Source organism: Pseudomonas sp. NPDC089428, assembly GCF_044749325.1.
Taxonomy (GTDB): Bacteria; Pseudomonadota; Gammaproteobacteria; order Pseudomonadales; family Pseudomonadaceae; genus Aquipseudomonas.
On sequence record NZ_JBIVHT010000020.1, the window covers coordinates 60,979 to 83,287 of the forward strand.

The window sequence follows — 22,309 nt, forward strand, 5'->3', positions numbered from 1 at the left end:
GAGGGGCGCTTACTGTGTGGGAATTGGTCAAGTCCGGTGGTTGGATGATGCTGCCGATCATTCTGAGTTCCATCGCCGCCATGGCTATCGTCGTCGAGCGCCTGTGGACCCTGCGCGCCAGCCGCGTTACCCCGCCGCACCTGCTGGGCCAGGTGTGGATGTGGATCAAGGACAAGCAACTCACCAGTGACAAGCTCAAGGCCCTGCGCGCCGACTCGCCGCTGGGCGAAATCCTCGCGGCGGGCCTGGCCAACTCGCGCCATGGCCGCGAGATCATGAAAGAGTGCATCGAGGAAGCCGCCTCGCGCGTCATCCACGAACTCGAACGCTACATCAGCACCCTCGGCACCATCGCGGCCATGGCGCCGCTGCTGGGCCTGCTGGGCACCGTACTGGGCATGATCGACATCTTCAGCGCCTTCATGGGGTCGCAGATGACCGCCAACGCCGCCGTGCTGGCCGGCGGTATCTCCAAGGCCCTGGTCACCACGGCGGCCGGCCTGATGGTCGGTATCCCGGCGGTGTTCTTCCACCGCTTCCTGCTGCGCCGCATCGATGAGCTGGTGGTGGGCATGGAGCAGGAGGCGATCAAGCTGGTGGAAGTGATCCAGGGCGACCGCGAAGTGGAAGTGGCCGGAGGCAAGGCGTGAAGTTCCGGCGCAATCGCCAGCGGGAGAACGTCGACATCAACCTCGCATCGCTGATCGATGTGGTGTTCGTCCTGCTGCTGTTCTTCGTGGTCACCACCACCTTCACCCGCGAGACCCAGTTGCGTGTCGAGCTGCCCGAAGCGGCCAGCGCCGAGCAGGCACCGGCCGATCAGGGCAAGCTGGTGGAAGTGACCATCAGCGCCGATGGCGTGTATTCGGTGAACAACCACCTGCTGCCCAAGAGCGACCTGGCGACCCTGACCGAGGCCATCGAACGAGAGTCTGGCGGTGACAACAAGCTGCCGCTGGCCATCAGCGCCGACGGCAAGACCCCGCACCAGGCCGTGATCACCGCAATGGATGCTGCCGGCAAGCTCGGTTTCAGCCACCTGCGCATGACCACCGTCGAGGCAGCCCAGGGGACACCTTGATGGCGCTCGCCGACCGCTTGCTCGCCGCCTGGTACGCCGGCCACCCGGCCCTGGCGCTGCTGCGCCCGCTCGAAGCGCTGTATCGGCGTGTGGTGCTGCGCAAGCGCGCGCGTTTCCTCAGCGGTGAAAGCGCCAGCTACCGGGCGCCGGTGCCGGTCATCGTGGTGGGCAACATCACCGTGGGCGGCACCGGCAAGACACCGATGATTCTCTGGCTGATCGAGCATTGCCGCCGCCAGGGCCTCAAGGTCGGTGTGGTCAGCCGTGGCTACGGTGCCAAGCCGCCACACTACCCGTGGCGGGTGGAGGCGGGCCAGCCAGCCGAGCAGGCCGGTGATGAACCCCTGCTGATCGTCCAGCGCACCGGTGTGCCGCTGATGATCGACCCTGACCGTTCCGGCGCGGTGCAGGCGCTGCTGGCCAGCGAACCGCTGGACCTGATCCTCTGCGATGACGGTATGCAGCACTACCGCCTGGCCCGTGACCTCGAACTGGTACTGATCGACGCCGCCCGCGGTCTGGGCAATGGCCGCTGCCTGCCCGCCGGCCCACTGCGCGAGCCCCGCGAGCGCCTGCAAGAGGCGGATGCCGTGTTGTACAACGGTGCCGATGGCGACCGCGCGGACGGTTTTGGCTTTTGCCTGCAACCGTCTGCCCTGGTCAATCTGCGCAGCGGCGAGCGCCGCGAACTTGGCTTCTTCCCTGCGGGCCAGCGCCTGCACGCGGTAGCCGGCATCGGTAACCCGCAACGTTTCTTCAATACCCTGCTGGGGCTAAACTGGCAGCCGGTACCGCATCCCTTTGCCGACCATGCGCAGTTCAGCGCTGAAAGCCTGGCGTTCAGCCCGGCGCTACCGCTGGTCATGACCGAGAAGGATGCGGTGAAATGCCGGGCGTTCGCCGCCGACGACTGGTGGTACCTGGCGGTCGAGGCCCGGCCCACGCCGGCCTTCAGCGCCTGGTTCGACAGCCAGTTGCAGCGCCTGCTGCGCAAGCCCTGAGCCCCTATTCACTTTTCGGCCATCCGGCCTCAAGGACGCTTCCATGGACACCAAACTGCTCGATATCCTGGCCTGCCCGATCACCAAGGGCCCGCTCAAGCTCAGTGCCGACAAGACCGAGCTGATCAGCAAGGGCGCAGGCCTGGCTTACCCGATTCGTGACGGCATCCCGGTGATGCTGGAAAGCGAGGCGCGCACCCTGACCGACGACGAGCGTCTGGACAAATGAGCGTGAACTACACCGTGGTCATTCCCGCCCGGCTGCGCTCCACGCGCCTGCCGGGCAAGCCCTTGTTGTTGATCGCCGGCAAGCCGATGGTCCAGCACGTCTGGGAGCAGGCGCGCAAGAGCGGCGCCAGCCGGGTGGTCATCGCCACCGATGACACCAGCATCCTCGAAGCCTGCCAGGCCTTTGGCGCTGAAGTGCTGATGACCCGCACCGACCATGAATCGGGCACCGACCGCCTGGCCGAAGTGGCCGCGCAGCTCGGCCTGCCTGCCGATGCCATCGTGGTCAACGTACAGGGTGACGAGCCGCTGATCCCGCCGGTGATCATCGACCAGGTGGCGGCCAACCTGGCCGCCCACCCCGAAGCCGGCATCGCCACCCTGGCCGAGCCGATCCATGATCCGGAAACCGTGTTCAACCCCAATGCGGTCAAGGTGGTCAGCGACAAGAACGGCCTGGCCCTGAGCTTCAGCCGTGCACCGCTGCCGTGGGCCCGCGATGCCTTCGCCAAGGACCGCGATGTGCTGCCGGCAGGTGTGCCGTATCGCCGCCACATCGGCATGTACGCTTACCGTGTCGGCTTCCTGCAGGACTTCGTCGGCTGGGGCCCATGCTGGCTCGAGCAGACCGAGGCCCTGGAACAGCTGCGTGCGCTGTGGCATGGCGTGCGTATCCACGTCGAGGACGCCATCGAGGCGCCAGCCGTGGGTGTCGATACCCCTGAAGACCTGGAGCGCGTCCGGCGCTTGCTGGAGGCCTGATGCGCGTCCTGTTCGTCTGCCTCGGCAATATCTGCCGCTCGCCCACCGCCGAAGGCGTGCTGCGCCATCAGTTGCAGGTGGCCGGCCTGGCTGAGCAGGTGCATGTGGCGTCTGCCGGTACCGGCGACTGGCATGTCGGCAAGGCTCCTGATAGCCGCACCTGCAAGGCCGCGCTGGCGCGTGGTTATGACTTGTCACGCCAGCGTGCCCAGCAGGTCAAGCCGGCGCATTTCGCCGAGTACGACCTGATTCTGGCCATGGATGAGAGCAATCTCGGCCATTTGCGCGCCATGCGCCCGCACAACGCCGCTGGCGAACTTGACCTGTTCCTGCGCCGCTACGGCGCGGCCCTGGACGAGGTGCCGGACCCTTACTATGGCGGTGCCGAGGGCTTCGAGCAGGTGCTGGACCTGATCGAGGCGGCGTGCCGCGAACTGGTCGTGGAAATCAAGGGGCGGCTATGACGGCGGTTTGGCAGGAACAGGTTTCGCTGAAGCCCTACAACACCTTCGGCATCGACGTGAAAGCCCGGTATTTCACCCAGGCGCACAACGATGACGAGGTGCGCGAGGTGTTGGCCCAGGCGCGCCAGCGTGAGTTGCGGGTGCAGGTGATCGGGGGTGGCAGCAACCTGCTGCTGACCCGCGATATCGATGCACTGGTGTTGCACATGGCCAGCCGCGGCCGGCGCGTGCTGAGTGATGACGGTGAGCGGGTGGTGGTCGAGGCGCAAGCCGGCGAGCCCTGGCATCCGTTCGTGCAATGGTCGTTGGCGCAAGGCTATTGTGGCCTGGAGAACCTTAGCCTGATCCCTGGCACCGTTGGCGCTGCGCCGATGCAGAACGTCGGCGCCTATGGTGTCGAGATCAAGGATGTGTTCGCCGGGCTGACCGCACTGGACCGGGAGACCGGGGCGCTGCGCGATTTCAACCTGGAGGAATGCGCCTTCGGTTACCGTGACAGCCTGTTCAAGCGCAACCCCGGGCGTTGGTTGATCCTGCGGGTGCGCTTTGCCCTGAGCCATGCACTGCAGGCACATCTGGATTATGGCCCGGTGCGTCAGCGCCTGGCGGAGCAGGGCGTCGAGCAACCGACCGCGCAGGCGATCAGTGACGCCATTTGCAGCATTCGTCGCGAAAAATTGCCGGACCCGGCCGAGCTGGGCAATGCCGGGAGCTTCTTCAAGAACCCGGTGGTGGCGGCTGAGTTGGTCGAACGCATTCGTAGCCAGTATCCGGGCGTGGTGGCGTATCCCCAGGCGGATGGCCAGGTGAAGCTGGCAGCGGGCTGGCTGATCGAGCAGGCGGGCTGGAAGGGCTATCGCGAGGGCGATGCCGGTGTGCACCGGTTGCAGTCGCTGGTGCTGGTCAATTATGGCCAGGCGAGCGGGGCGCAGTTGCATGCACTCGCACAGCGGATCCAGGCGGATATCCTGGAGCGGTTTGGGGTTGAGCTGGAGATGGAGCCCAATCTGTACTGATTGCTTTGCCTGTACCGGCCTCTTCGCGGGCAAGCCCGCTCCCACAGGGCTATCACAAGGCCTGAACCAAGTGGGGTGATTGTGGGAGCGGGCTTGCCCGCGAAGAGGCCGGTACAGGTAAAAACAGATAGCCAAGAAAAAGCCCCGCCAGTTCGCACTGGCGGGGCTTTTTCATTCAGCCTTGGCTATCAACCGTGATGAGGCTTGTGCTCATCGGCGGTTTCCAGCACGGGCTCGGCAGCTTCCTGGGCAGCCTTGGCAGCGGCCTCGGCTTCACGCTTGCGGCGACGCACTTCACGTGGGTCGTTCGGCGCGCGGCCGTTTGGCAGCATGACAGTAGCGGCTTCGACGGTTGCCGGTGTTTCTACCGGGGCCGGTGCGACAACCGCCGGGGCAGCTTCGGCAGCGACGGGTTCAGCCGCCACTTCTGGCTGGGCTTCGACGACAGCAACTGGCTGCTCGGCAACCGGTGCTTCTTCAGCCACAACCTGCGCCTTCTCGGCTTCACCGCTCTCGACTGCTGGGGCTTCGACCGCCTTGGTTTCGACAGCAGGGGCCTCGACCGCTGCTTCGGCAGCCACGACCGGCTCGGCGGCAGGGGCTTGTTCAACTACCGCCTGCGGTGCGAGGTCGACCACTGGCTCGGCGCTGGCTTCGACCACGACAACCGGCTCGCTGACGGGCTGTTCGACCACTGGGGCGATGACAGCTTCCTCGGCTTGAGCGGCCACTTCAACCTGCTCGGTCGGCTGGGCGACTTCGCTGGTTTCGGTGGTTACGGCTGCGGCGCTGGCGCGTTCGGCCTGCTGGTTGGCTTGAGCCTCGGCATCGGCGCTGATCTGGCTGCTGGCGACAGCGGCAGTGACGGCCAGGCCGGCGGCCAGCTCGGCGCTAAGCTCGGTGGCCTGGTGCTGCTGCGGCTGCTCTTCGCTGCCATCTTCATCGCCACCTTCGATCAGCTCGCCATTGGCATTGCGCTGACGCTCACGACGATTGCTGCGGCGACGCTGGCCACGGGAGCGACGACGCGGACGCTCGTCATCGGTACCTTCCTGCTCGTCCTGCAGCAGCTCTTCGTTCGGCAGTTGCTCTTCGGCGAGTTCGGCAGCCTGCTCGGCAGCCTGTTCGGCCGGGCGCGGCTGGCGCTCTTCACGTGGCGGGCGAGGCTGGCGTTCTTCGCGAGGTGCACGCTCTTCACGTGGAGCGCGTTCTTCGCGAGGTGCACGCTCTTCACGTGGGGCGCGTTCTTCGCGAGGTGCGCGCTCTTCACGTGGGGCGCGTTCTTCGCGAGGTGCGCGCTCTTCACGTGGGGCGCGTTCTTCGCGAGGTGCACGTTCTTCACGTGGGGCGCGCTCTTCACGGGCTACACGTTCTTCACGTGGCTGGCGTTCTTCGCGCTCTGCCGGCGTGGCGTCGAGGGGCTCACGCAGTTCACGTACGCGCTCTTCACCGCGGTTGCCGCGGCGGTCTTCGCGTGGCTGGCGAGGTGCACGTTCTTCGCGTGGGGCGCGCTCTTCACGAGGTGCGCGTTCTTCGCGTGGAGCACGTTCCTCACGAGGTGCACGTTCTTCGCGCGGTTGACGCTCTTCACGCGGGGCACGCTCGGCACGCTCTTCGCGCGGCTTGCGCTCTTCATCGCGGCGGCCGTTGCGGTTGCGGCTCTGCTGGCGGCCGTTGCGGCGTTCTTCGTTGCGTGGGCTGCGCTCGGCGGCCGGCTTTTCGGTGGCAGTGACCACTGGCGCTGCGGCGGGCTCTTCCTTGCCGGCGAACAGGCTGACCAGCGACTTCACCAGGCCCTTGAACAGGCTTGGCTCAGGTGCGCTCGGCGCCGGGGCTACCGGTGCGGCTGGCTGAGGCTGCTCTTCGGCGGCGCTCGGTACCGGGGCGTTGGCGCGGGCCGGAGCGGTCTTCACCGCCGCTTCCTGGCGAACCAGGGTGCGGGTGGCGGTCGGCTGCGGCGCTTCTTCGGCTTCGGCGGCGGCGATTTCGTAGCTGGACTGGTTGTTCAGCACTTCCGGGTTGTCGTCGCGCAGGCGCTGGACTTCGAAGTGCGGGGTTTCCAGGTGGTCGTTCGGCAGGATGATGATGCGTGCGCGAGTGCGCAGTTCGATCTTGGTGATCGAGTTGCGTTTCTCGTTGAGCAGGAATGCGGCGACCGGGATCGGCACCTGGGCGCGTACTTCGGCAGTACGGTCTTTCAGGGCTTCTTCTTCGATCAGGCGCAGGATGGCCAGCGACAACGATTCGACGTCACGGATGATGCCGGTGCCGGAGCAGCGTGGGCAGACGATGCCGCTGCTTTCGCCGAGCGACGGGCGCAGACGCTGACGGGACATTTCCAGCAGGCCGAAGCGCGAGATGCGACCGACCTGGACACGGGCGCGGTCGGCTTCCAGGCATTCACGCACGCGCTCTTCTACAGCGCGCTGGTTCTTCGCCGGGGTCATGTCGATGAAGTCGATGACGATCAAGCCGCCGATGTCACGCAGGCGCAGCTGGCGGGCGATTTCCTCGGCCGCTTCCAGGTTGGTCTGCAGGGCGGTTTCCTCGATGTCGCTGCCCTTGGTGGCGCGCGCCGAGTTGATGTCGATGGAGACCAGGGCTTCGGTCGGGTCGATCACGATCGAGCCACCGGACGGCAGGTCGACCACGCGCTGGAAGGCGGTCTCGATCTGGCTTTCGATCTGGAAGCGGTTGAACAGCGGTACGCTGTCTTCGTACAGCTTGACCTTGCTGGCGTACTGCGGCATCACCTGGCGGATGAAGGTCAGGGCTTCTTCCTGGGCATCGATGCTGTCGATCAGCACTTCGCCGATGTCCTGGCGCAGGTAGTCGCGGATGGCGCGGATGATGACGTTGCTTTCCTGGTAGATCAGGAATGGCGCGGCGCGGTCCAGGGACGCTTCCTTGATGGCGGTCCACAGCTGCAGCAGGTAGTCGAGGTCCCACTGCATTTCTTCGCTGCTGCGGCCCAGGCCGGCAGTGCGCACGATCAGGCCCATGTCGCCCGGCACGGTCAGGCCGTTCAGGGCTTCACGCAGCTCGTTGCGCTCTTCGCCTTCGATGCGGCGGGAGATGCCACCGGCACGCGGGTTGTTGGGCATCAGCACCAGGTAGCGGCCAGCCAGGCTGATGAAGGTGGTCAGGGCGGCGCCTTTGTTGCCGCGCTCTTCCTTCTCGACCTGAACGATGACTTCCTGGCCTTCGCTCAGGACTTCCTTGATGTTGACCCGGCCTTCAGGGGCTTTCTTGAAGTATTCGCGGGAGATTTCTTTCAGCGGCAGGAAGCCGTGACGTTCGGAGCCGAAGTCGACGAAGGCGGCTTCGAGGCTCGGTTCGATGCGGGTGATCTTGCCTTTGTAGATGTTGGCCTTTTTCTGCTCACGCGCGCCGGACTCGATGTCCAGGTCGTAGAGACGTTGGCCGTCCACCAGGGCTACACGCAACTCTTCGGGCTGAGTTGCGTTAATCAGCATTCTTTTCATGTTGTACCGTCGGTTTCCGGGCTGCCGGAAACGGCGTTCGGCACACACGACTTCTCATGGTCGGTGCCAAGGTGCGCAAAGGGTGGCTGGGCCACCCCCGTGTCGAGCAACGTTCGGCACCAGCCGGTTGCCCAGCCTGCCGTTGTCGCGACGACGCGTCCTGTTTGCTGCGGTGCCAACCAGGCCCCGGTGGTTTCGAATGGGTATCCGAATCAACCAAGCGGGCCTCGTGCACTCAGTCAGGAGGAGGAATCAACCGTCGGCCGTGGACGCTCGAGGCATCTGCTACACGGTCCGAGGGCTGTGCATCTCCACCCTGCACGTATCCCTGATAATTCGGGTGCTGCCGCGCGCTGAATCCGCAACGGGTTGCATTTTTCGCCAGCTTCGAATGGGAGCTGACGCCATTACATATCCAAGGCAGGTATTTCCGAAGCATTCGCCTTGCGTTGCGTGGAAGCGACGGGGCGGGCAGAGGTGCAGCGAAAAGAATCGGGAAGCAGGTGAAAAACCACACTTGTCGTTTTTTTTCGGTCTTCTCTACACAGCGCTGGTGGCGATTCCAGGCAATTCGGTAAACTGGCGAAAACCCCGTAGGACGGCCTCGCGTCCTGGAGAACTGCGTAGGTCAGGAACCGGCCCAGGGCCTGGTTTCACTGGCCTGCCGCTTTTGGCGGCGTTCGCGACTATAGCAGTAATGATTAAGTGCTTCAATTCCATAAATAATTGTTATGATCCCCGCCATGACGACCAATACCCCTCCGACTTCCGGCGTTCAGCTGATCGAAGTCGCGCCGGAACTTGCCGGCCAACGCATTGACAATTTCCTCATCACGGCGCTCAAGGGCGTGCCCAAGACCCTGGTCTACCGCATCCTGCGCAAGGGTGAGGTGCGGGTCAACAAGGGGCGGGTCAAACCCGAGTACAAGATTCAGGCCGGCGATATCGTGCGCGTGCCGCCTGTCCGGTTGCCCGAACGTGACGAGCCGGCGCCGGTGGCCCAGGGGCTGCTGCAGCGCCTGGAAGCAGCCATCGTCTACGAAGACAAGGCGCTGATCGTGATGAACAAGCCAGCCGGTATTGCCGTGCATGGCGGCAGCGGCCTGAGCTTTGGCGTGATCGAGGCGCTGCGCCAGCTGCGCCCGGACGCCAAGGAGCTGGAGCTGGTGCATCGCCTGGACCGCGACACCTCGGGCCTGCTGATGATCGCCAAGAAACGCAGCATGTTGCGCCACCTGCACGCAGCCCTGCGTGGCGACGGCGTGGACAAACGCTACATGGCGCTGGTGCGTGGCCACTGGCCGACCTCGAAGAAGCAGGTCAATGCGCCACTGCTCAAGAGCAACCTGCGTTCCGGTGAGCGCATGGTCGAAGTCAATGACGAGGGCAAGGAAGCGCTGACCCTGTTCCGCGTGCTGCGCCGCTTCGGCGAGTTTGCCACCATTGTCGAGGCGCGCCCGATCACCGGTCGCACCCACCAGATTCGCGTGCATACCCTGCATGCCGGGCACATGATTGCCGGTGACAGCAAGTATGGCGACGAGGACTTCAGCCGCGAGATCCGCGAGCTGGGTGGCAAGCGGCTGTTCCTGCATGCCTATGCCCTGACCGTGCCGCTGCCCGATGGCGGCGAGCTCAAGCTCGAGGCGCCTGTGGATGAAGTGTGGGCGAAAACCGTGGAGCGACTCAGTGCGGCGTGACTATGAGTTACTGATTTTCGATTGGGATGGCACCCTGGCCGACTCCATCGGCCGCATCGTCGAGGCGATGAATGCCGCTGCCGAGCGTGCTGGGGAGGCGCCTAGCCCTGAGGATGCCGTCAAGGGCATCATCGGCCTGGCGCTGGGGGAGGCCATTGCGACGTTGTATCCGCACCTGGATCCACTGCAAGTCGAAACCTTCCGCCAGCACTACGCCGACATCTATATGGCCCTGGACCAGCAGCCTTCGCCGCTGTTCGAAGGTGTGGTCGAGTCGCTGGATGCTTTCCGCGCCGAGGGCTATCGCCTGGCGGTGGCAACCGGCAAGGCGCGCCGCGGGCTGGATCGCGTGCTCAAGGCCAATGGCTGGGAGCAATTCTTCGACATCACCCGTGCCGCCGACGAAACCCGTGGCAAGCCCCACCCGCTGATGCTCGAGCAAATCCTCGGGCATTGTGGCGTCGAACCCGCGCGGGCGCTGATGGTCGGAGATTCGGCATTCGACCTGCAGATGGCCAGCAACGCCGGCATGCATTCGGTGGCGGTGGGCTATGGTGCCATGTCGCTGCAGGCGTTGGCCGAATTTGGCCCGCAGGTGTGCATCGATCATTTTTCCCAGCTGCGCGAGTGGCTGGCCGGTTCCAGGCAAGTCCAATTCCAAGGTAGGTGAGCATGGCTGACGAGTGGAAAGCGCCGGTTAACGAAACCGAAGAGGAGCGCCTCGCTCGCGAGGCGCGTGAAGCGCAGAACGAAGAGGTTCGTGTCGAGCAGAAGAGCTGGAAACTGCTGGAAAAGACCCTGCTGGCGGGTGTTCAGGAGCAGCGCCGGGCCCGGCGCTGGGGAATCTTCTTCAAGCTGCTCACCTTCGTCTACCTGTTCGGCATTCTGGTGCTGTTCACGCCCTTGATGGACATGGACAAGGCTGCCACGCGAAGCGGCAATCACACGGCCCTGGTAGAAGTGCGCGGGGTGATTGCCGATCAGGAGGCCGCCAGTGCCGATAACCTGGTCAAGAGCTTGCGCGATGCGTTCAAGGACCCCAAGACCAAAGCGGTGGTCATGCGCATCAACAGCCCTGGCGGCAGCCCGGTGCAGGCGGGTTATGTGTACGACGAGATGCGCCGCCTGCGTGGCGAGCACCCGGATATCAAGTTGTATGCGGTAATCACTGATCTGGGGGCTTCGGGTGCCTATTACATCGCCAGTGCGGCGGATGAGATCTATGCCGACAAGGCCAGTCTGGTCGGTTCGATTGGCGTGACCGCGGCTGGTTATGGCTTTGTGGGCTCAATGGAAAAACTGGGCGTCGAGCGTCGCACCTACACCGCTGGCGAGCACAAGGCGTTCCTTGATCCGTTCTCGCCGGAAAAGCCTGATGAGCGCGCGTTCTGGCAGGGTGTGCTGGACACCACGCACCAGCAGTTCATTGCCATGGTCAAGCAGGGGCGGGGGGATCGCCTGAAGGACAAGGAGCATCCGGAGTTGTTCAGCGGCCTGGTCTGGTCGGGTGAGCAGGCCAAGGTGCTGGGGCTGGTGGATGGGCTTGGCAGTGCCAGCTATGTGGCGCGGGAAATCGTAGGTGAGAAGGAGTTGGTCGATTACACCGTGCAGGAATCGCCGTTTGATCGCTTCTCCAAGCGTATTGGTGCCAGTGTGGCTGAGCATCTGGCCATGTGGATGGGGTTCCAGGGGCCGCAGTTGCGCTGAGTTCGCCTTGGGTGATGTGGCGTCTGTGAGATCGAGCGCCGCCCGCGCGGCGCATCGCGGATAAATCCGCTCCTACATTTGTTGCAACGTGCCGAACCTGTTACGCCATGGTTGCCTGCCTTGGCGCATGTCTTGAGCCGTGCAAACCGGCTGACAACCATGGCCTGACAGGCATGGCCACGTTGCAACAAATGTAGGAGCGGATTTATCCGCGATGCGCCGCGCGGGCGGCGCTCGATCTCACAGGCGCGATACCCCTCAAGCCAGGCTCAAGGAACCACCACCCCTTCCTTGGTCAGCATATCCACCAGCCGAATCAGCGGCAGCCCGATCAGGCTGGTCGCATCGCACCCATGGGTGCTCTGAAACAGGCTCACCCCCAATCCCTCCGCCTTGAAACTCCCTGCGCAATCCAGCGGCTGCTCCGCTGTCACATAGCGCTCCACTCTCTCCCGATCCAGCTCGCGCATCGTCACCGTGAACGGCACGCAATCGACCTGGCACTGCCCGGTCGCGGTATTGAGCAGTGCCAGCCCGGTCAGGAAAGTCACTTGCTGGCCGCTGGCTTCGAGCAACTGCTCGCAGGCGCGCTCGAAGGTGTGTGGCTTGCCGAGGATCTGCTCGCCCAGCACTGCCACCTGGTCGGAGCCGATGATCAGGTGCTGCGGATGACTGTCGGCAAGTGCCTCGGCTTTTTGCCTGGCCAGGCGCCGTACCAGTTCCACGGCGGGCTCATCAGCCAGGCGCCGCTCGTCTAGGTCGGGGCTTGCCCAGGTGAAGGGCAGGCGCAGGCGCGCGAGCAGTTCGCGCCGGTAGGCAGAGCTGGAAGCCAGCAACAGAGGCAGCATGATAGACTCCTGGTCAGTTGAACCTGATTCTAACATGCGAGATGCCGCCGAATTTCCTTTGACAGGGGCGGGGGGCATCCCTAGAATGCTGCGCCTATGTTGAATGACCCGATTCCACCTCACGTTGACCCGCGCAAATTAGCCGATCGAGGCGTATCCATCACTGGTACGCTGCAACTCGCTGATTTGGAAAGACTCTGCGACCCGCTTTCCGACGATGTCGGTACGGTGCAGGCGAAGTTCGATTTTGAACGAGATGAACAGCACGTGGTGGTTATCCACAGCGAGCTGGACGTCGAGGTCAAAATGGTTTGCCAGCGTTGTCTTGAGCTGGTCACCCTGCCGATCCACAGCGAATGTACTTACGCCGTGGTGAAGGAGGGTGCGAATACCCAGTCGTTGCCGAAAGGCTATGACGTGCTGGAACTGGGCGAAGATCCTTTGGATCTGCAGGCCTTGGTCGAGGAGGAGCTGCTGCTCGCCTTGCCTATCGTGCCTGCTCATCATCCGGAAGAATGCCAGCAGCCGGCGGGCGCAGACGAGCCCGAATCGAGCAAGGACGAGGTATCGCGGTCCAACCCGTTCAGTGTTTTGGCGCAGTTAAAGCGTGACCCAAACGTTTAGGAGTTAATCAATTATGGCTGTTCAGCAGAACAAAAAATCCCGCTCTGCCCGTGACATGCGCCGTTCGCACGACGCCCTGTCGGAAAACGCGCTGTCGGTAGAAAAGACCACCGGTGAAGTACACCTGCGTCACCACGTTTCGCCAGAAGGCGTATACCGTGGTCGCAAAGTGATCGACAAGGGCGCTGACGAGTAATCCTTGTCCGCTCAGATCATCGCGATCGACGCAATGGGCGGGGACTTCGGTCCCCGCAGCATTGTCCAGGCTAGCATTGCCTGCCTTTCGGCTACTCCCTCGCTGCACCTGACCCTCGTCGGTCAACCCTCCCTCCTTGAAGATCTTGTCAGCGGCCTTGCGGCTGCGGATCGCGCGCGTCTGCAGATTGTCGCCGCCAGTGAGGTGATCGGTATGGACGAGCGGCCATCGCAGGCGTTGCGTGGCAAGCCGGATTCGTCGATGCGCATCGCCCTTGAACTGGTGCGGGACGGCAAGGCCCAGGCCTGTGTCAGTGCCGGCAATACCGGGGCGCTGATGGCGTTGTCGCGTTTCGTGCTCAAGACCCTGCCGGGTATCGATCGGCCGGCCATGGTCGCGGCGATCCCGACCCAGGCGGGCTATTGCCAACTGCTCGATCTGGGAGCCAACGTCGACTGCAGTGCCGAAAACCTCTACCAGTTCGCCGTCATGGGTTCCGTGGCTGCCCAGGCCTTGGGTATTCATCGGCCGCGCGTGGCGCTGTTGAACATTGGTACCGAGGACATCAAGGGCAACCAGCAGGTCAAGCTGGCGGCCACGTTGCTGCAGAACGCCCGCGGCCTCAATTACGTCGGTTTCGTCGAGGGTGACGGTCTGTACCGCGGCGAGGCGGATGTGGTGGTGTGCGACGGCTTCGTCGGCAACATCCTGCTCAAGTCCAGTGAAGGCCTGGCGACCATGATCGGCGAGCGTATCGAAAAGCTGTTCAAGGGCGGCGCGTTGTCGCGGGTGGCCGGGGCGGTTGCGATGCCGCTGCTCAAGCGCCTGCAGGCCGACCTGGCGCCGGCGCGGCACAATGGCGCGAGCTTCCTCGGCCTGCAGGGCATCGTCATCAAGAGTCATGGCTCGGCGGGTGTGCAGGGCTTTCAGAGTGCGATCCAGCGGGCGCTGATCGAGATCCAGGAGAACCTCCCGCAGCGGCTGCATGGCCGCCTCGAAGACCTGTTGCCTTAGGCATTTCGCCGATGAAGTGCTTAAATGTGACCGCTCAGTTTCCGTTTCCATCCAAGTTTTCAGATTCTGCGTCTGGCCCACGGCTTGGCGCACCCTATCCGACGACAAGATCATAAGGGCTTGTTCAATGTCTGCATCCCTCGCATTCGTCTTCCCCGGTCAAGGTTCCCAGTCGCTGGGCATGCTCAAAGAGCTGGGCGCTGAAAAGCCGGTGATCATCGAGACCTTCAAGGAGGCCTCCGAAGCTCTGGGCTACGACCTGTGGGACCTGGTTCAGAACGGGCCGGAAGAAAAACTCAATCAAACCGACAAGACCCAGCCGGCGATCCTTACCGCCTCCATCGCCCTGTGGCGGCTGTGGCTGGAAGAGGGGGGCGCGCAGCCGGCCTTCGTCTCTGGTCACAGCCTGGGTGAATACAGCGCGCTGGTCGCCGCTGGCAGCCTATCGCTGAAAGATGCGGTGAAGCTGGTCAAGCGCCGTGGCGAACTGATGCAGGAGGCCGTGCCGGCCGGTCACGGTGCCATGGCTGCGATTCTGGGCCTGGATGACGCGGTGGTGGTCGAGATCTGTGCCAAGGCCGCTGAAGATGAAGTGGTCAGCGCGGTAAACTTCAACTCGCCAGGCCAGGTCGTGATCGCTGGCAACAAGGCTGCAGTGGACCGTGCCATCGAGCTGTGCAAAGAGGCCGGTGCCAAGCGCGCCTTGCCGCTGGCGGTCAGCGTGCCGTCGCATTGCGCCCTGATGAAGCCGGCCGCCGAGCGTTTCGCCGAATCGGTCAATGCCATCGAATGGAAGGCCCCGCAGATCCCGGTGGTGCAGAACGTCACCGCCGCCATCGCTGCCGACCTCGATGCCCTGAAGCAGGACCTGCTGGCGCAGCTGTACCAGCCGGTACGCTGGGTCGAGTGCGTACAGACCCTGGCTGCCAATGGCGCGATCAACCTGGTCGAGTGCGGCCCGGGCAAGGTTCTGGCTGGCCTGAACAAGCGTTGCGCTGACGGCGTGACCACCTACAACCTCAATACCCCTGACGCTGTCGCCGCCACCCGTGCGGCGCTGGCCTGATTTGGAGAAGCTTGCATGAGCCTGCAAGGTAAAGTTGCACTGGTCACCGGCGCCAGCCGTGGTATTGGCCAGGCCATCGCCCTCGAGCTGGGCCGCCAGGGCGCGACCGTGATCGGTACCGCTACGTCGGCTTCCGGTGCCGAGCGCATCGCTGCCACCCTGAAAGAGCACGGTATCGCCGGCACCGGCATGGAGCTGAACGTCACCAGCGCCGAGTCCGTGGAAGCAGTGCTGGGCGCCATCGGCGAGCAGTTCGGTGCGCCGACCATTCTGGTCAACAATGCGGGTATCACTCGCGACAACCTCATGCTGCGCATGAAGGACGACGAGTGGTTCGACGTGATCGACACCAACCTGAACAGCCTCTACCGTCTGTCCAAGGGCGTGCTGCGTGGCATGACCAAGGCGCGCTGGGGTCGTATCATCAGCATCGGTTCGGTCGTCGGTGCCATGGGCAACGCCGGCCAGGCCAACTACGCGGCGGCCAAGGCCGGCCTCGAAGGCTTCAGCCGCGCCCTGGCGCGTGAAGTGGGTTCGCGTGGCATCACCGTCAACTCGGTGACCCCGGGCTTCATCGACACCGACATGACTCGCGAGCTGCCAGAAGCGCAGCGCGAAGCCCTGCAGACCCAGATTCCGCTGGGCCGCCTGGGTCAGGCTGACGAAATCGCCAAGGTGGTTTCGTTCCTGGCGTCGGACGGCGCGGGCTACGTTACCGGCGCTACCGTGCCGGTCAACGGCGGGATGTACATGTAAAAACTGCAACGCAATGTGACGGATTGCTTCAAAAAAGAGTCATACTGCGAGCCTAAAATCCGTTATAAAGCTGCAACCAGATTCCAGGCAGCGGGTTAGGTGGCTAAAGGGAAGGTGCGTTCCGCTTGAAAAGCGAACGTCTTTCTATAAACTTGGTCACCGGCCAGCTGCCTGACATATGTCCATTAGGAGTGAAAACTAGGTATGAGCACCATCGAAGAACGCGTCAAGAAAATCGTCGCCGAGCAACTGGGCGTCAAGGAAGAGGAAGTGACCAACGAGAAGTCCTTCGTCGATGACCTGGGTGCCGATTCGCTTGACACCGTTGAGCTGGTGATGGCTCTGGAAGAGGAATTCGAGACCGAAATCCCTGACGAAGAAGCCGAGAAGATCACTACCGTTCAAGCTGCCATCGACTACGTCAACAGCCACAAGGCCTAAGACGTTGTAGTCGACGCTTCTTGTCGAGAAGAACCGCACTGCCTTTGCTGGCGTGCGGTTTTTTCTTTGCGAGCCTTCAGCGTCGCTTCACTCGCGTCGAGAGCTTGTTGCCATTTCATTCCATTGCTTGAATGCAATGGCAAGAAACTCTGTGATTAGAAAAGGAGAGTACTGTGTCGCGTAGACGCGTCGTGGTCACCGGTATGGGTATGCTGTCGCCACTGGGTACCGATGTACCGAGCACTTGGCAGGGCATTCTGGCTGGCCGCAGTGGCATTGGTCCGATCGAACACACGGACCTGTCTGCCTACTCCACCCGTTTTGGCGGCTCGGTGAAAGGCTTCGAGGTTGAGCAGTACCTGTCGGCCAAAGAGGCCCGCAAGCTCGACCTGTTCATCCAGTACGGCCTGGCGGCCGGTTTCCAGGCGGTGCGTAACGCCGGCCTGGAAGTCACCGATGCCAACCGTGAGCGCATTGGCGTGGCCATGGGCTCGGGTATCGGCGGCCTGACCAATATCGAAGAAACCAGCCGTACTCTGCACGAGCAGGGCCCGCGCCGCATTTCGCCGTTCTTCGTGCCGGGCTCGATCATCAACATGATCTCCGGTTTCCTGTCGATCCACCTGGGGCTGCAGGGGCCGAACTACGCCATTGCCACGGCATGCACCACTGGCACCCACTGCATCGGCATGGCCGCGCGCAACATTGCCTACGGTGAAGCCGACGTGATGATCGCCGGTGGCGCCGAAATGGCCGCCTGTGGCTTGGGCATGGGCGGCTTTGGTGCGTCCCGTGCGCTGTCGACCCGCAACGATGAGCCAACCCGTGCCAGCCGTCCCTGGGACAAGGGCCGTGATGGCTTCGTGCTGTCCGACGGTGCCGGTGCCCTGGTGCTCGAAGAGCTCGAACACGCCAAGGCCCGCGGTGCGACCATCTATGCCGAGCTGGTCGGTTTCGGCATGAGCGGTGACGCCTACCACATGACCTCGCCGCCCGACAGCGGTGAAGGTGCGGCCCGTTGCATGGCCAACGCCCTGCGCGATGCTGGCATCCAGCCTGACGAGGTCAGCTACATCAACGCCCACGGTACCTCGACGCCGGCCGGTGATATCGCCGAAGTCGCGGCGATCAAGCGCGTGTTCGGTGATCATGCCTACAAGCTGGCCGTCAGCTCGACCAAGTCGATGACCGGTCACTTGCTCGGCGCTGCCGGTGCGGTAGAGGCGATCTTCAGCGTGCTGGCAATCAACAGCCAGATGGCGCCGCCGACCATCAACCTCGACGAGCCGGACGAAGGGTGCGACCTCGACTTCGTGCCGCACCAGGCGCGCAGCATGCCGATCGATGTGGTGCTGTCCAACTCGTTCGGCTTTGGCGGCACCAACGGTTCGCTGGTGTTCCGCCGGTTCGCCGGTTGATGCACAGCTGGATCGACGGCCAGCCCGCGACTGCGATCAACTTGCAGAACCGCGGCCTGGCCTACGGCGATGGCCTGTTCGAGACCATCGCCGTGCGCGGTGGTCGGCCCAGCCTGCTGGACGGCCATCTGGCCCGTCTGGCGCTGGGTTGCCAGCGCCTGGCCATCGACGCCGACCTGGCGCTGCTGCGTGATGAAATCCTGCGCTTTGCCAGCCAACTCGGTGACGGTGTCGCCAAATTGGTCCTCACCCGGGGTGACAGCCAGCGTGGCTACGCGCCGCTTGCCGGCGTTGCGCCGCGCCGGATTCTCCAGGGCAGCCCGCTGCCCAGCTATCCTGTCGAACATGCCGAGCTGGGCGTACGGCTGTTCCCTTGCCAGACCCGGCTTGGGGAACAACCGTTGCTGGCCGGGCTCAAACACCTCAATCGCCTGGAGCAGGTGCTGGCCCGTGCCGAATGGCAGGACAGCGAGCATGCCGAAGGCCTGATGCGTGACGGGCAGGGCAGGGTGGTCGAAGGCGTATACAGCAACCTGTTCCTGGTGCGCGATGGCGTGCTGCTTACGGCGGACCTCAGCCGTTGCGGCGTTGCCGGCGTGATGCGTGGTGCCCTGCTGGAGCAGGCGCAGCAACTGGGCATGGCGGTACAGGTGCGTGATATCGCGTTCGACGAACTGCAACAGGCGGATGAAGTATTCGTCTGCAACAGTGTCTACGGCGTCTGGCCTGTGCGTGCAATTGCCGCGCTGAACTGGTCGCCGGGACCGCTCACCCGTAAACTGCAGGCCGTTGCCCGTACGTTACTGGATACCTGAATTCGTGAGACGCAAATTCCTGCTGCTGCTGGAAATGGGCTTGATCCTCGCCGGCCTGGCCCTGGGCTGGTCGGCGTGGAAGATCAACTCGGTGCTGGAGCAGCCACTGCATGTTGCTGAAGAGCGCCTGCTCGACGTGCCCAGTGGCACCAACCCCAACCGCATGTTCTATCGCATGCAGGCCGAGGGCTTGCTCGATGATGCCGTCTGGCTGCGCCTCTATTGGCGCTTCAACATGGCCGGCACGCAGTTGCATACTGGCGAGTATCGCCTGACCCCTGGCATGACTGTGGAAACACTGTTCGACGCCTGGCGTCGTGCCGACGTGGTGCAGTACAACCTGACCCTGGTCGAAGGCTGGACCTTCCGCCAGGTGCGCTCGGCGGTGGCCAGGCACGAGAAGATCAAGCACACTCTGGAAGGGCTTTCCGACGCAGAAGTGATGGACAAGCTCGGCCACACCGGCGTGTTCCCTGAGGGCCGCTTCTTCCCTGACACCTACCGCTTCGTGCGTGGCATGAGCGACGTCGAGTTGCTGCAGCAGGCGTATATGCGCCTGGATGAAGTGCTGGCCAAGGAGTGGGCAGAGCGCACCACCGACCTGCCTTACCGCGACCCTTACCAGGCTTTGATCATGGCCTCGCTGGTGGAGAAGGAAACCGGCATCCCGCAGGAGCGCGGGCAGATTGCCGGCGTTTTCGTCCGCCGCTTGCGCCTGGGCATGATGCTGCAGACCGACCCGACGGTGATCTACGGCATGGGTGAGCGTTACAACGGCAAGATTACCCGCGCCGACCTGCGCGAACCGACGCCTTACAACACCTACACCATGACTGGCCTGCCACCGACGCCGATCGCCATGGTTGGGCGCGAGGCAATCCATGCCGCGCTCAATCCGTCCGATGGCACCAGCCTGTACTTCGTCGCCCGCGGCGATGGCAGCCACGTGTTCTCCGATGACCTGGATGATCACAACTCGGCGGTGCGCGAGTTTCAGCTCAAGCGTCGTGCGGATTACCGATCCAGTCCGGCGCCGCAATCGCCATCCGAGGACGCGGCCGAGCCTGCTGTGCAGGATCCGGCCGACGAGGCTGCACCGGCCGACGCGCCGGCGCCCGACGAACAACATTAAGGACTGCTTGTGAGCGGCTTGTTTATTACCCTGGAAGGCCCCGAAGGCGCGGGCAAGAGCACCAACCGCGATTACCTGGCCGCACGCCTGCGAGAGCAGGGTCTGGACGTGGTACTGACGCGGGAGCCTGGTGGTACGCCATTGGCAGAGAAGGTTCGTGAGCTGTTGCTGGCGCCAAGCGATGAAGTCATGGCGGCGGACACCGAACTGCTATTGGTATTCGCTGCCCGCGCCCAGCACCTGGCCCAGGTGATTCGCCCGGCGCTGGCCCGTGGGGCGGTGGTCCTGTGCGATCGCTTTACCGATGCCACCTACGCCTACCAGGGCGGTGGTCGCGGCCTGTCCGTGGCGCGTATCGCTACCTTGGAGCAGTTCGTCCAAGGTGATCTGCGCCCTGACCTGACCCTGGTCTTCGACCTGCCGGTGGAAGTCGGCCTGGCCCGTGCCGCCGCGCGCGGCCGCCTGGACCGTTTCGAGCAGGAAGGCCAGGCCTTCTTCGAGGCTGTGCGTCAAGCTTATCTGCAGCGCGCCGAGAGTGAGCCGCAACGCTACAGCCTGCTGGACGCCGCGCAGCCACTGGAAGCCGTGCAGCGCGCCATCGATGCACTGCTGCCGGCCATCGTGGGGCGTTGCCGTGGCTGAGGCCTACCCATGGCAGCAGGCGCTCTGGCAGCAACTTGCCGGGCGTTCCCGGCACGCCCACGCCTACCTGCTGCATGGCCCGCAGGGCATCGGCAAACGCGCCTTGGCCGAGCGGCTGATGGCGCGGCTGCTGTGCCAGCAGCCGCAGGGGCTGGATGCCTGTGGGCAGTGCAAATCGTGTCTGTTGCTCAAGGCTGGCAGCCACCCGGACAACTTCGTGCTGGAACCGGAAGAAGCTGATAAGCCGATCAAGGTGGACCAGGTGCGTGAACTGGTGTCGTTCGTGGTGCAGACGGCGCAACTGGGCGGGCGTAAAGTGGTGTTGATCGAGCCGGTCGAGGCGATGAACGTCAACGCTTCCAACGCCTTGCTCAAGAGCCTGGAGGAACCTTCGGGCGATACTGTGTTGCTGCTGGTCAGCCATCAGCCCAGCCGGCTGTTGCCAACCATCAAGAGCCGTTGCCAGCAAGTCGTCTGTCCGCAGCCAAGCCTGGCACAGAGCCAGGCCTGGCTGGCCACGGCATTGACCGACAGCGACGAGGCCGAGCGCGAGGAACTGCTGACGCTGGCCGCCGGGTCGCCGTTGATGGCCGTGAGCCTGCAAGCTCAAGGTGTCCGTGAGCAAAGGGCTCTGGTGACCGACGGGGTGAAGAAGCTGCTCAAGCAGCAGCAATCACCCAGCCAGTTGGCCGAGGCCTGGAGCAACGTACCGTTGTTGCTGTTGTTCGACTGGTTCTGCGACTGGTCGCACCTGATTCTGCGCTACCAGTTGACCCAGGATGAAGACGGGTTAGGTTTGGCCGACATGCGCAAGGTAGTGCAATACCTGGCGCAGAAGGCTCGTCAGGGTAAGGTGCTGGAAGTCCAGGCGTGGATCCTTGAACAGCGCCAGAAGGTGCTCGGTAAAGCCAACCTCAATCGCGTTTTGCTGCTGGAAGCCTTGCTGGCCCATTGGGTACAGCTGCCGGGTTCCCGCTGATTTTCCATCTTTTCATGTGTGCCGCCTGCCATGCTCGTAGATTCCCATTGCCATCTCGACCGTCTTGACCTGAGCGCCCACCAAGGCTCCCTCGATGCTGCCCTGCAGGCAGCGCGCGAGCGCGGGGTCGGGCATTTCCTGTGCATTGGCGTCAGCGCCGAAAACGCCGGGGCGGTGAAGGCGCTGAGTGAGCAGTACGCCGATGTCGACTGCTCGGTCGGTATTCACCCGCTGGACCTGGCGCCGGGCGAGACGCCAGCGCTGGAATGGCTGCTGCGCGAGCTGGCGCACCCGCATGTGGTGGCGATCGGTGAAACTGGCCTGGATTACCACTACGAGCCGGAAGCCGCCGAGTTGCAGCAGGCGTCGTTCCGCCTGCATCTGGAAGCTTCGCGCCAGACTGGCAAGCCGGTGATCGTGCATACCCGTGCTGCCCGTTCCGATACGCTGGCGTTGCTGCGTGAAGCGAACCTGCCGCAGGCGGGCGTGCTGCACTGCTTCACCGAAGACTGGGACATGGCCAAGGCGGCGCTGGACCTGGGTTATTACATTTCGCTGTCTGGCATCGTCACGTTCCGCAATGCCGATGCCCTGCGTGAGGTGGCGCGGCAGGTGCCGGTCGACCGCCTGCTGGTGGAAACCGACTCGCCTTACCTGGCGCCAATCCCGCATCGCGGCAAGCCGAACCTGCCGCAGTATGTGCGGGAGGTGGCGGAGTATGTGGCATCGTTGCGCGGGGTCAGCTACGACCAGTTGGCCGAGCAGACTACCGGCAACTTCAAGCGCCTGTTCCCACTTGCACGAGTGGCCTAAACCCAGCCCAATCGCTTTTGCTCTGCTTTTGCTCTGCTTTTGCTCTGCTTTTGCTCTGCTTTTGCTCTGCTTTTGCTCTGCTTTTGCTCTGCTTTTGCTCTGCTTTTGCTCTGCTTTTGCT

General features: G+C 63.7%; 24 protein-coding genes. 22 read left to right on the top strand and 2 right to left on the bottom strand.

What is annotated here, in order from left to right:
* Positions 1-14: 14 nt before the first annotated feature.
* From ACIPZ5_RS24930 to murB, 7 genes are read left to right on the top strand one after another with little or no spacing between them, the layout of a single operon-like run.
* Positions 15-650: a MotA/TolQ/ExbB proton channel family protein gene (locus ACIPZ5_RS24930; RefSeq protein WP_016391244.1), complete on the top strand. Its 636-nt coding sequence runs from the start codon at positions 15-17 to the stop codon at positions 648-650.
* Positions 647-1,081 (top strand): biopolymer transporter ExbD, encoded by a 435-nt coding sequence (locus ACIPZ5_RS24935; protein WP_085675533.1) that lies wholly within the window; start codon positions 647-649, stop codon positions 1,079-1,081. The genes ACIPZ5_RS24930 and ACIPZ5_RS24935 overlap by 4 nt, the downstream gene beginning before the upstream one ends.
* Positions 1,081-2,082 carry a tetraacyldisaccharide 4'-kinase gene (lpxK, locus tag ACIPZ5_RS24940; protein ID WP_400811186.1) on the top strand — a complete coding sequence of 334 codons (1,002 nt, stop codon included), beginning with the start codon at positions 1,081-1,083 and terminating at the stop codon, positions 2,080-2,082. The genes ACIPZ5_RS24935 and lpxK overlap by 1 nt, the downstream gene beginning before the upstream one ends.
* Before the next feature lie 43 nt (positions 2,083-2,125).
* Positions 2,126-2,311 carry a Trm112 family protein gene (locus tag ACIPZ5_RS24945; RefSeq protein WP_003247142.1) on the top strand — a complete coding sequence of 62 codons (186 nt, stop codon included), beginning with the start codon at positions 2,126-2,128 and terminating at the stop codon, positions 2,309-2,311.
* Positions 2,308-3,072, top strand: coding sequence for a 3-deoxy-manno-octulosonate cytidylyltransferase (kdsB, locus tag ACIPZ5_RS24950; protein ID WP_400811188.1), 765 nt, complete (start codon positions 2,308-2,310; stop codon positions 3,070-3,072). The genes ACIPZ5_RS24945 and kdsB overlap by 4 nt, the downstream gene beginning before the upstream one ends.
* The gene (locus ACIPZ5_RS24955) at positions 3,072-3,536 is read left to right on the top strand and encodes a low molecular weight protein-tyrosine-phosphatase (RefSeq protein WP_261941048.1); all 465 of its coding nucleotides are present in this window, start codon (positions 3,072-3,074) and stop codon (positions 3,534-3,536) included. The genes kdsB and ACIPZ5_RS24955 overlap by 1 nt, the downstream gene beginning before the upstream one ends.
* On the top strand, positions 3,533-4,552 hold the full coding sequence (gene murB / locus ACIPZ5_RS24960; RefSeq protein ID WP_400811191.1) for a UDP-N-acetylmuramate dehydrogenase: 1,020 nt from the start codon (positions 3,533-3,535) through the stop codon (positions 4,550-4,552). Before ACIPZ5_RS24955 ends, murB begins: the two co-directional genes overlap by 4 nt.
* A 188-nt stretch (positions 4,553-4,740) precedes the next feature.
* On the opposite strand, the gene rne is transcribed toward murB, so the two are convergent.
* A complete protein-coding gene (gene rne / locus ACIPZ5_RS24965; RefSeq protein WP_400811193.1) occupies positions 4,741-8,037 on the bottom strand; it encodes a ribonuclease E in 3,297 nt (1,098 codons plus the stop codon).
* A 743-nt stretch (positions 8,038-8,780) separates the two neighbouring features.
* On the opposite strand from rne, the gene rluC reads away from it, so the two are divergent.
* From rluC to ACIPZ5_RS24980, 3 genes are read left to right on the top strand one after another with little or no spacing between them, the layout of a single operon-like run.
* Positions 8,781-9,737: a 23S rRNA pseudouridine(955/2504/2580) synthase RluC gene (gene rluC, locus ACIPZ5_RS24970; RefSeq protein ID WP_261941045.1), complete on the top strand. Its 957-nt coding sequence runs from the start codon at positions 8,781-8,783 to the stop codon at positions 9,735-9,737.
* Positions 9,727-10,407 carry an HAD family hydrolase gene (locus ACIPZ5_RS24975; protein WP_400811195.1) on the top strand — a complete coding sequence of 227 codons (681 nt, stop codon included), beginning with the start codon at positions 9,727-9,729 and terminating at the stop codon, positions 10,405-10,407. The genes rluC and ACIPZ5_RS24975 overlap by 11 nt, the downstream gene beginning before the upstream one ends.
* 2 nt (positions 10,408-10,409) lie before the next feature.
* Positions 10,410-11,444, top strand: coding sequence for a S49 family peptidase (locus ACIPZ5_RS24980; protein ID WP_400811197.1), 1,035 nt, complete (start codon positions 10,410-10,412; stop codon positions 11,442-11,444).
* A gap of 269 nt (positions 11,445-11,713) precedes the next feature.
* Here the strand turns inward: ACIPZ5_RS24980 and ACIPZ5_RS24985 are convergent, their stop codons facing one another.
* On the bottom strand, positions 11,714-12,292 hold the full coding sequence (locus ACIPZ5_RS24985; protein WP_343600239.1) for a nucleoside triphosphate pyrophosphatase: 579 nt from the start codon (positions 12,290-12,292) through the stop codon (positions 11,714-11,716).
* Positions 12,293-12,388: 96 nt separating this feature from the next.
* Between ACIPZ5_RS24985 and ACIPZ5_RS24990 the strand changes: the two genes are divergently transcribed.
* The 12 genes from ACIPZ5_RS24990 (at position 12,389) to ACIPZ5_RS25045 (ending at position 22,188) form a co-directional block, all read left to right on the top strand.
* Entirely contained in the window at positions 12,389-12,916 is a 528-nt protein-coding gene (locus ACIPZ5_RS24990; protein ID WP_027919446.1) for a YceD family protein, read from the top strand.
* Positions 12,917-12,929: 13 nt separating this feature from the next.
* On the top strand, positions 12,930-13,112 hold the full coding sequence (gene rpmF, locus ACIPZ5_RS24995; protein ID WP_010223221.1) for a 50S ribosomal protein L32: 183 nt from the start codon (positions 12,930-12,932) through the stop codon (positions 13,110-13,112).
* A gap of 3 nt (positions 13,113-13,115) precedes the next feature.
* A complete protein-coding gene (gene plsX / locus ACIPZ5_RS25000; RefSeq protein ID WP_079227052.1) occupies positions 13,116-14,126 on the top strand; it encodes a phosphate acyltransferase PlsX in 1,011 nt (336 codons plus the stop codon).
* 127 nt (positions 14,127-14,253) lie between these two features.
* Positions 14,254-15,192 carry an ACP S-malonyltransferase gene (fabD, locus tag ACIPZ5_RS25005; protein ID WP_400811200.1) on the top strand — a complete coding sequence of 313 codons (939 nt, stop codon included), beginning with the start codon at positions 14,254-14,256 and terminating at the stop codon, positions 15,190-15,192.
* A gap of 15 nt (positions 15,193-15,207) precedes the next feature.
* A complete protein-coding gene (gene fabG / locus ACIPZ5_RS25010) occupies positions 15,208-15,948 on the top strand; it encodes a 3-oxoacyl-ACP reductase FabG (RefSeq protein WP_261941039.1) in 741 nt (246 codons plus the stop codon).
* A gap of 204 nt (positions 15,949-16,152) precedes the next feature.
* Entirely contained in the window at positions 16,153-16,389 is a 237-nt protein-coding gene (gene acpP, locus ACIPZ5_RS25015) for an acyl carrier protein (protein WP_008096410.1), read from the top strand.
* Positions 16,390-16,562: 173 nt separating this feature from the next.
* A complete protein-coding gene (gene fabF / locus ACIPZ5_RS25020) occupies positions 16,563-17,807 on the top strand; it encodes a beta-ketoacyl-ACP synthase II (RefSeq protein ID WP_261941038.1) in 1,245 nt (414 codons plus the stop codon).
* A complete protein-coding gene (pabC, locus tag ACIPZ5_RS25025) occupies positions 17,807-18,622 on the top strand; it encodes an aminodeoxychorismate lyase (RefSeq protein WP_343600245.1) in 816 nt (271 codons plus the stop codon). The genes fabF and pabC overlap by 1 nt, the downstream gene beginning before the upstream one ends.
* Positions 18,623-18,626: 4 nt before the next feature.
* Positions 18,627-19,754 carry an endolytic transglycosylase MltG gene (gene mltG, locus ACIPZ5_RS25030; protein ID WP_400811203.1) on the top strand — a complete coding sequence of 376 codons (1,128 nt, stop codon included), beginning with the start codon at positions 18,627-18,629 and terminating at the stop codon, positions 19,752-19,754.
* A 9-nt stretch (positions 19,755-19,763) separates the two neighbouring features.
* On the top strand, positions 19,764-20,396 hold the full coding sequence (gene tmk / locus ACIPZ5_RS25035) for a dTMP kinase (RefSeq protein WP_343600249.1): 633 nt from the start codon (positions 19,764-19,766) through the stop codon (positions 20,394-20,396).
* Positions 20,389-21,375: a DNA polymerase III subunit delta' gene (locus ACIPZ5_RS25040; RefSeq protein WP_400811205.1), complete on the top strand. Its 987-nt coding sequence runs from the start codon at positions 20,389-20,391 to the stop codon at positions 21,373-21,375. The genes tmk and ACIPZ5_RS25040 overlap by 8 nt, the downstream gene beginning before the upstream one ends.
* A 30-nt stretch (positions 21,376-21,405) precedes the next feature.
* Positions 21,406-22,188 carry a TatD family hydrolase gene (locus tag ACIPZ5_RS25045; protein WP_400811207.1) on the top strand — a complete coding sequence of 261 codons (783 nt, stop codon included), beginning with the start codon at positions 21,406-21,408 and terminating at the stop codon, positions 22,186-22,188.
* Positions 22,189-22,309: the final 121 nt, after the last annotated feature.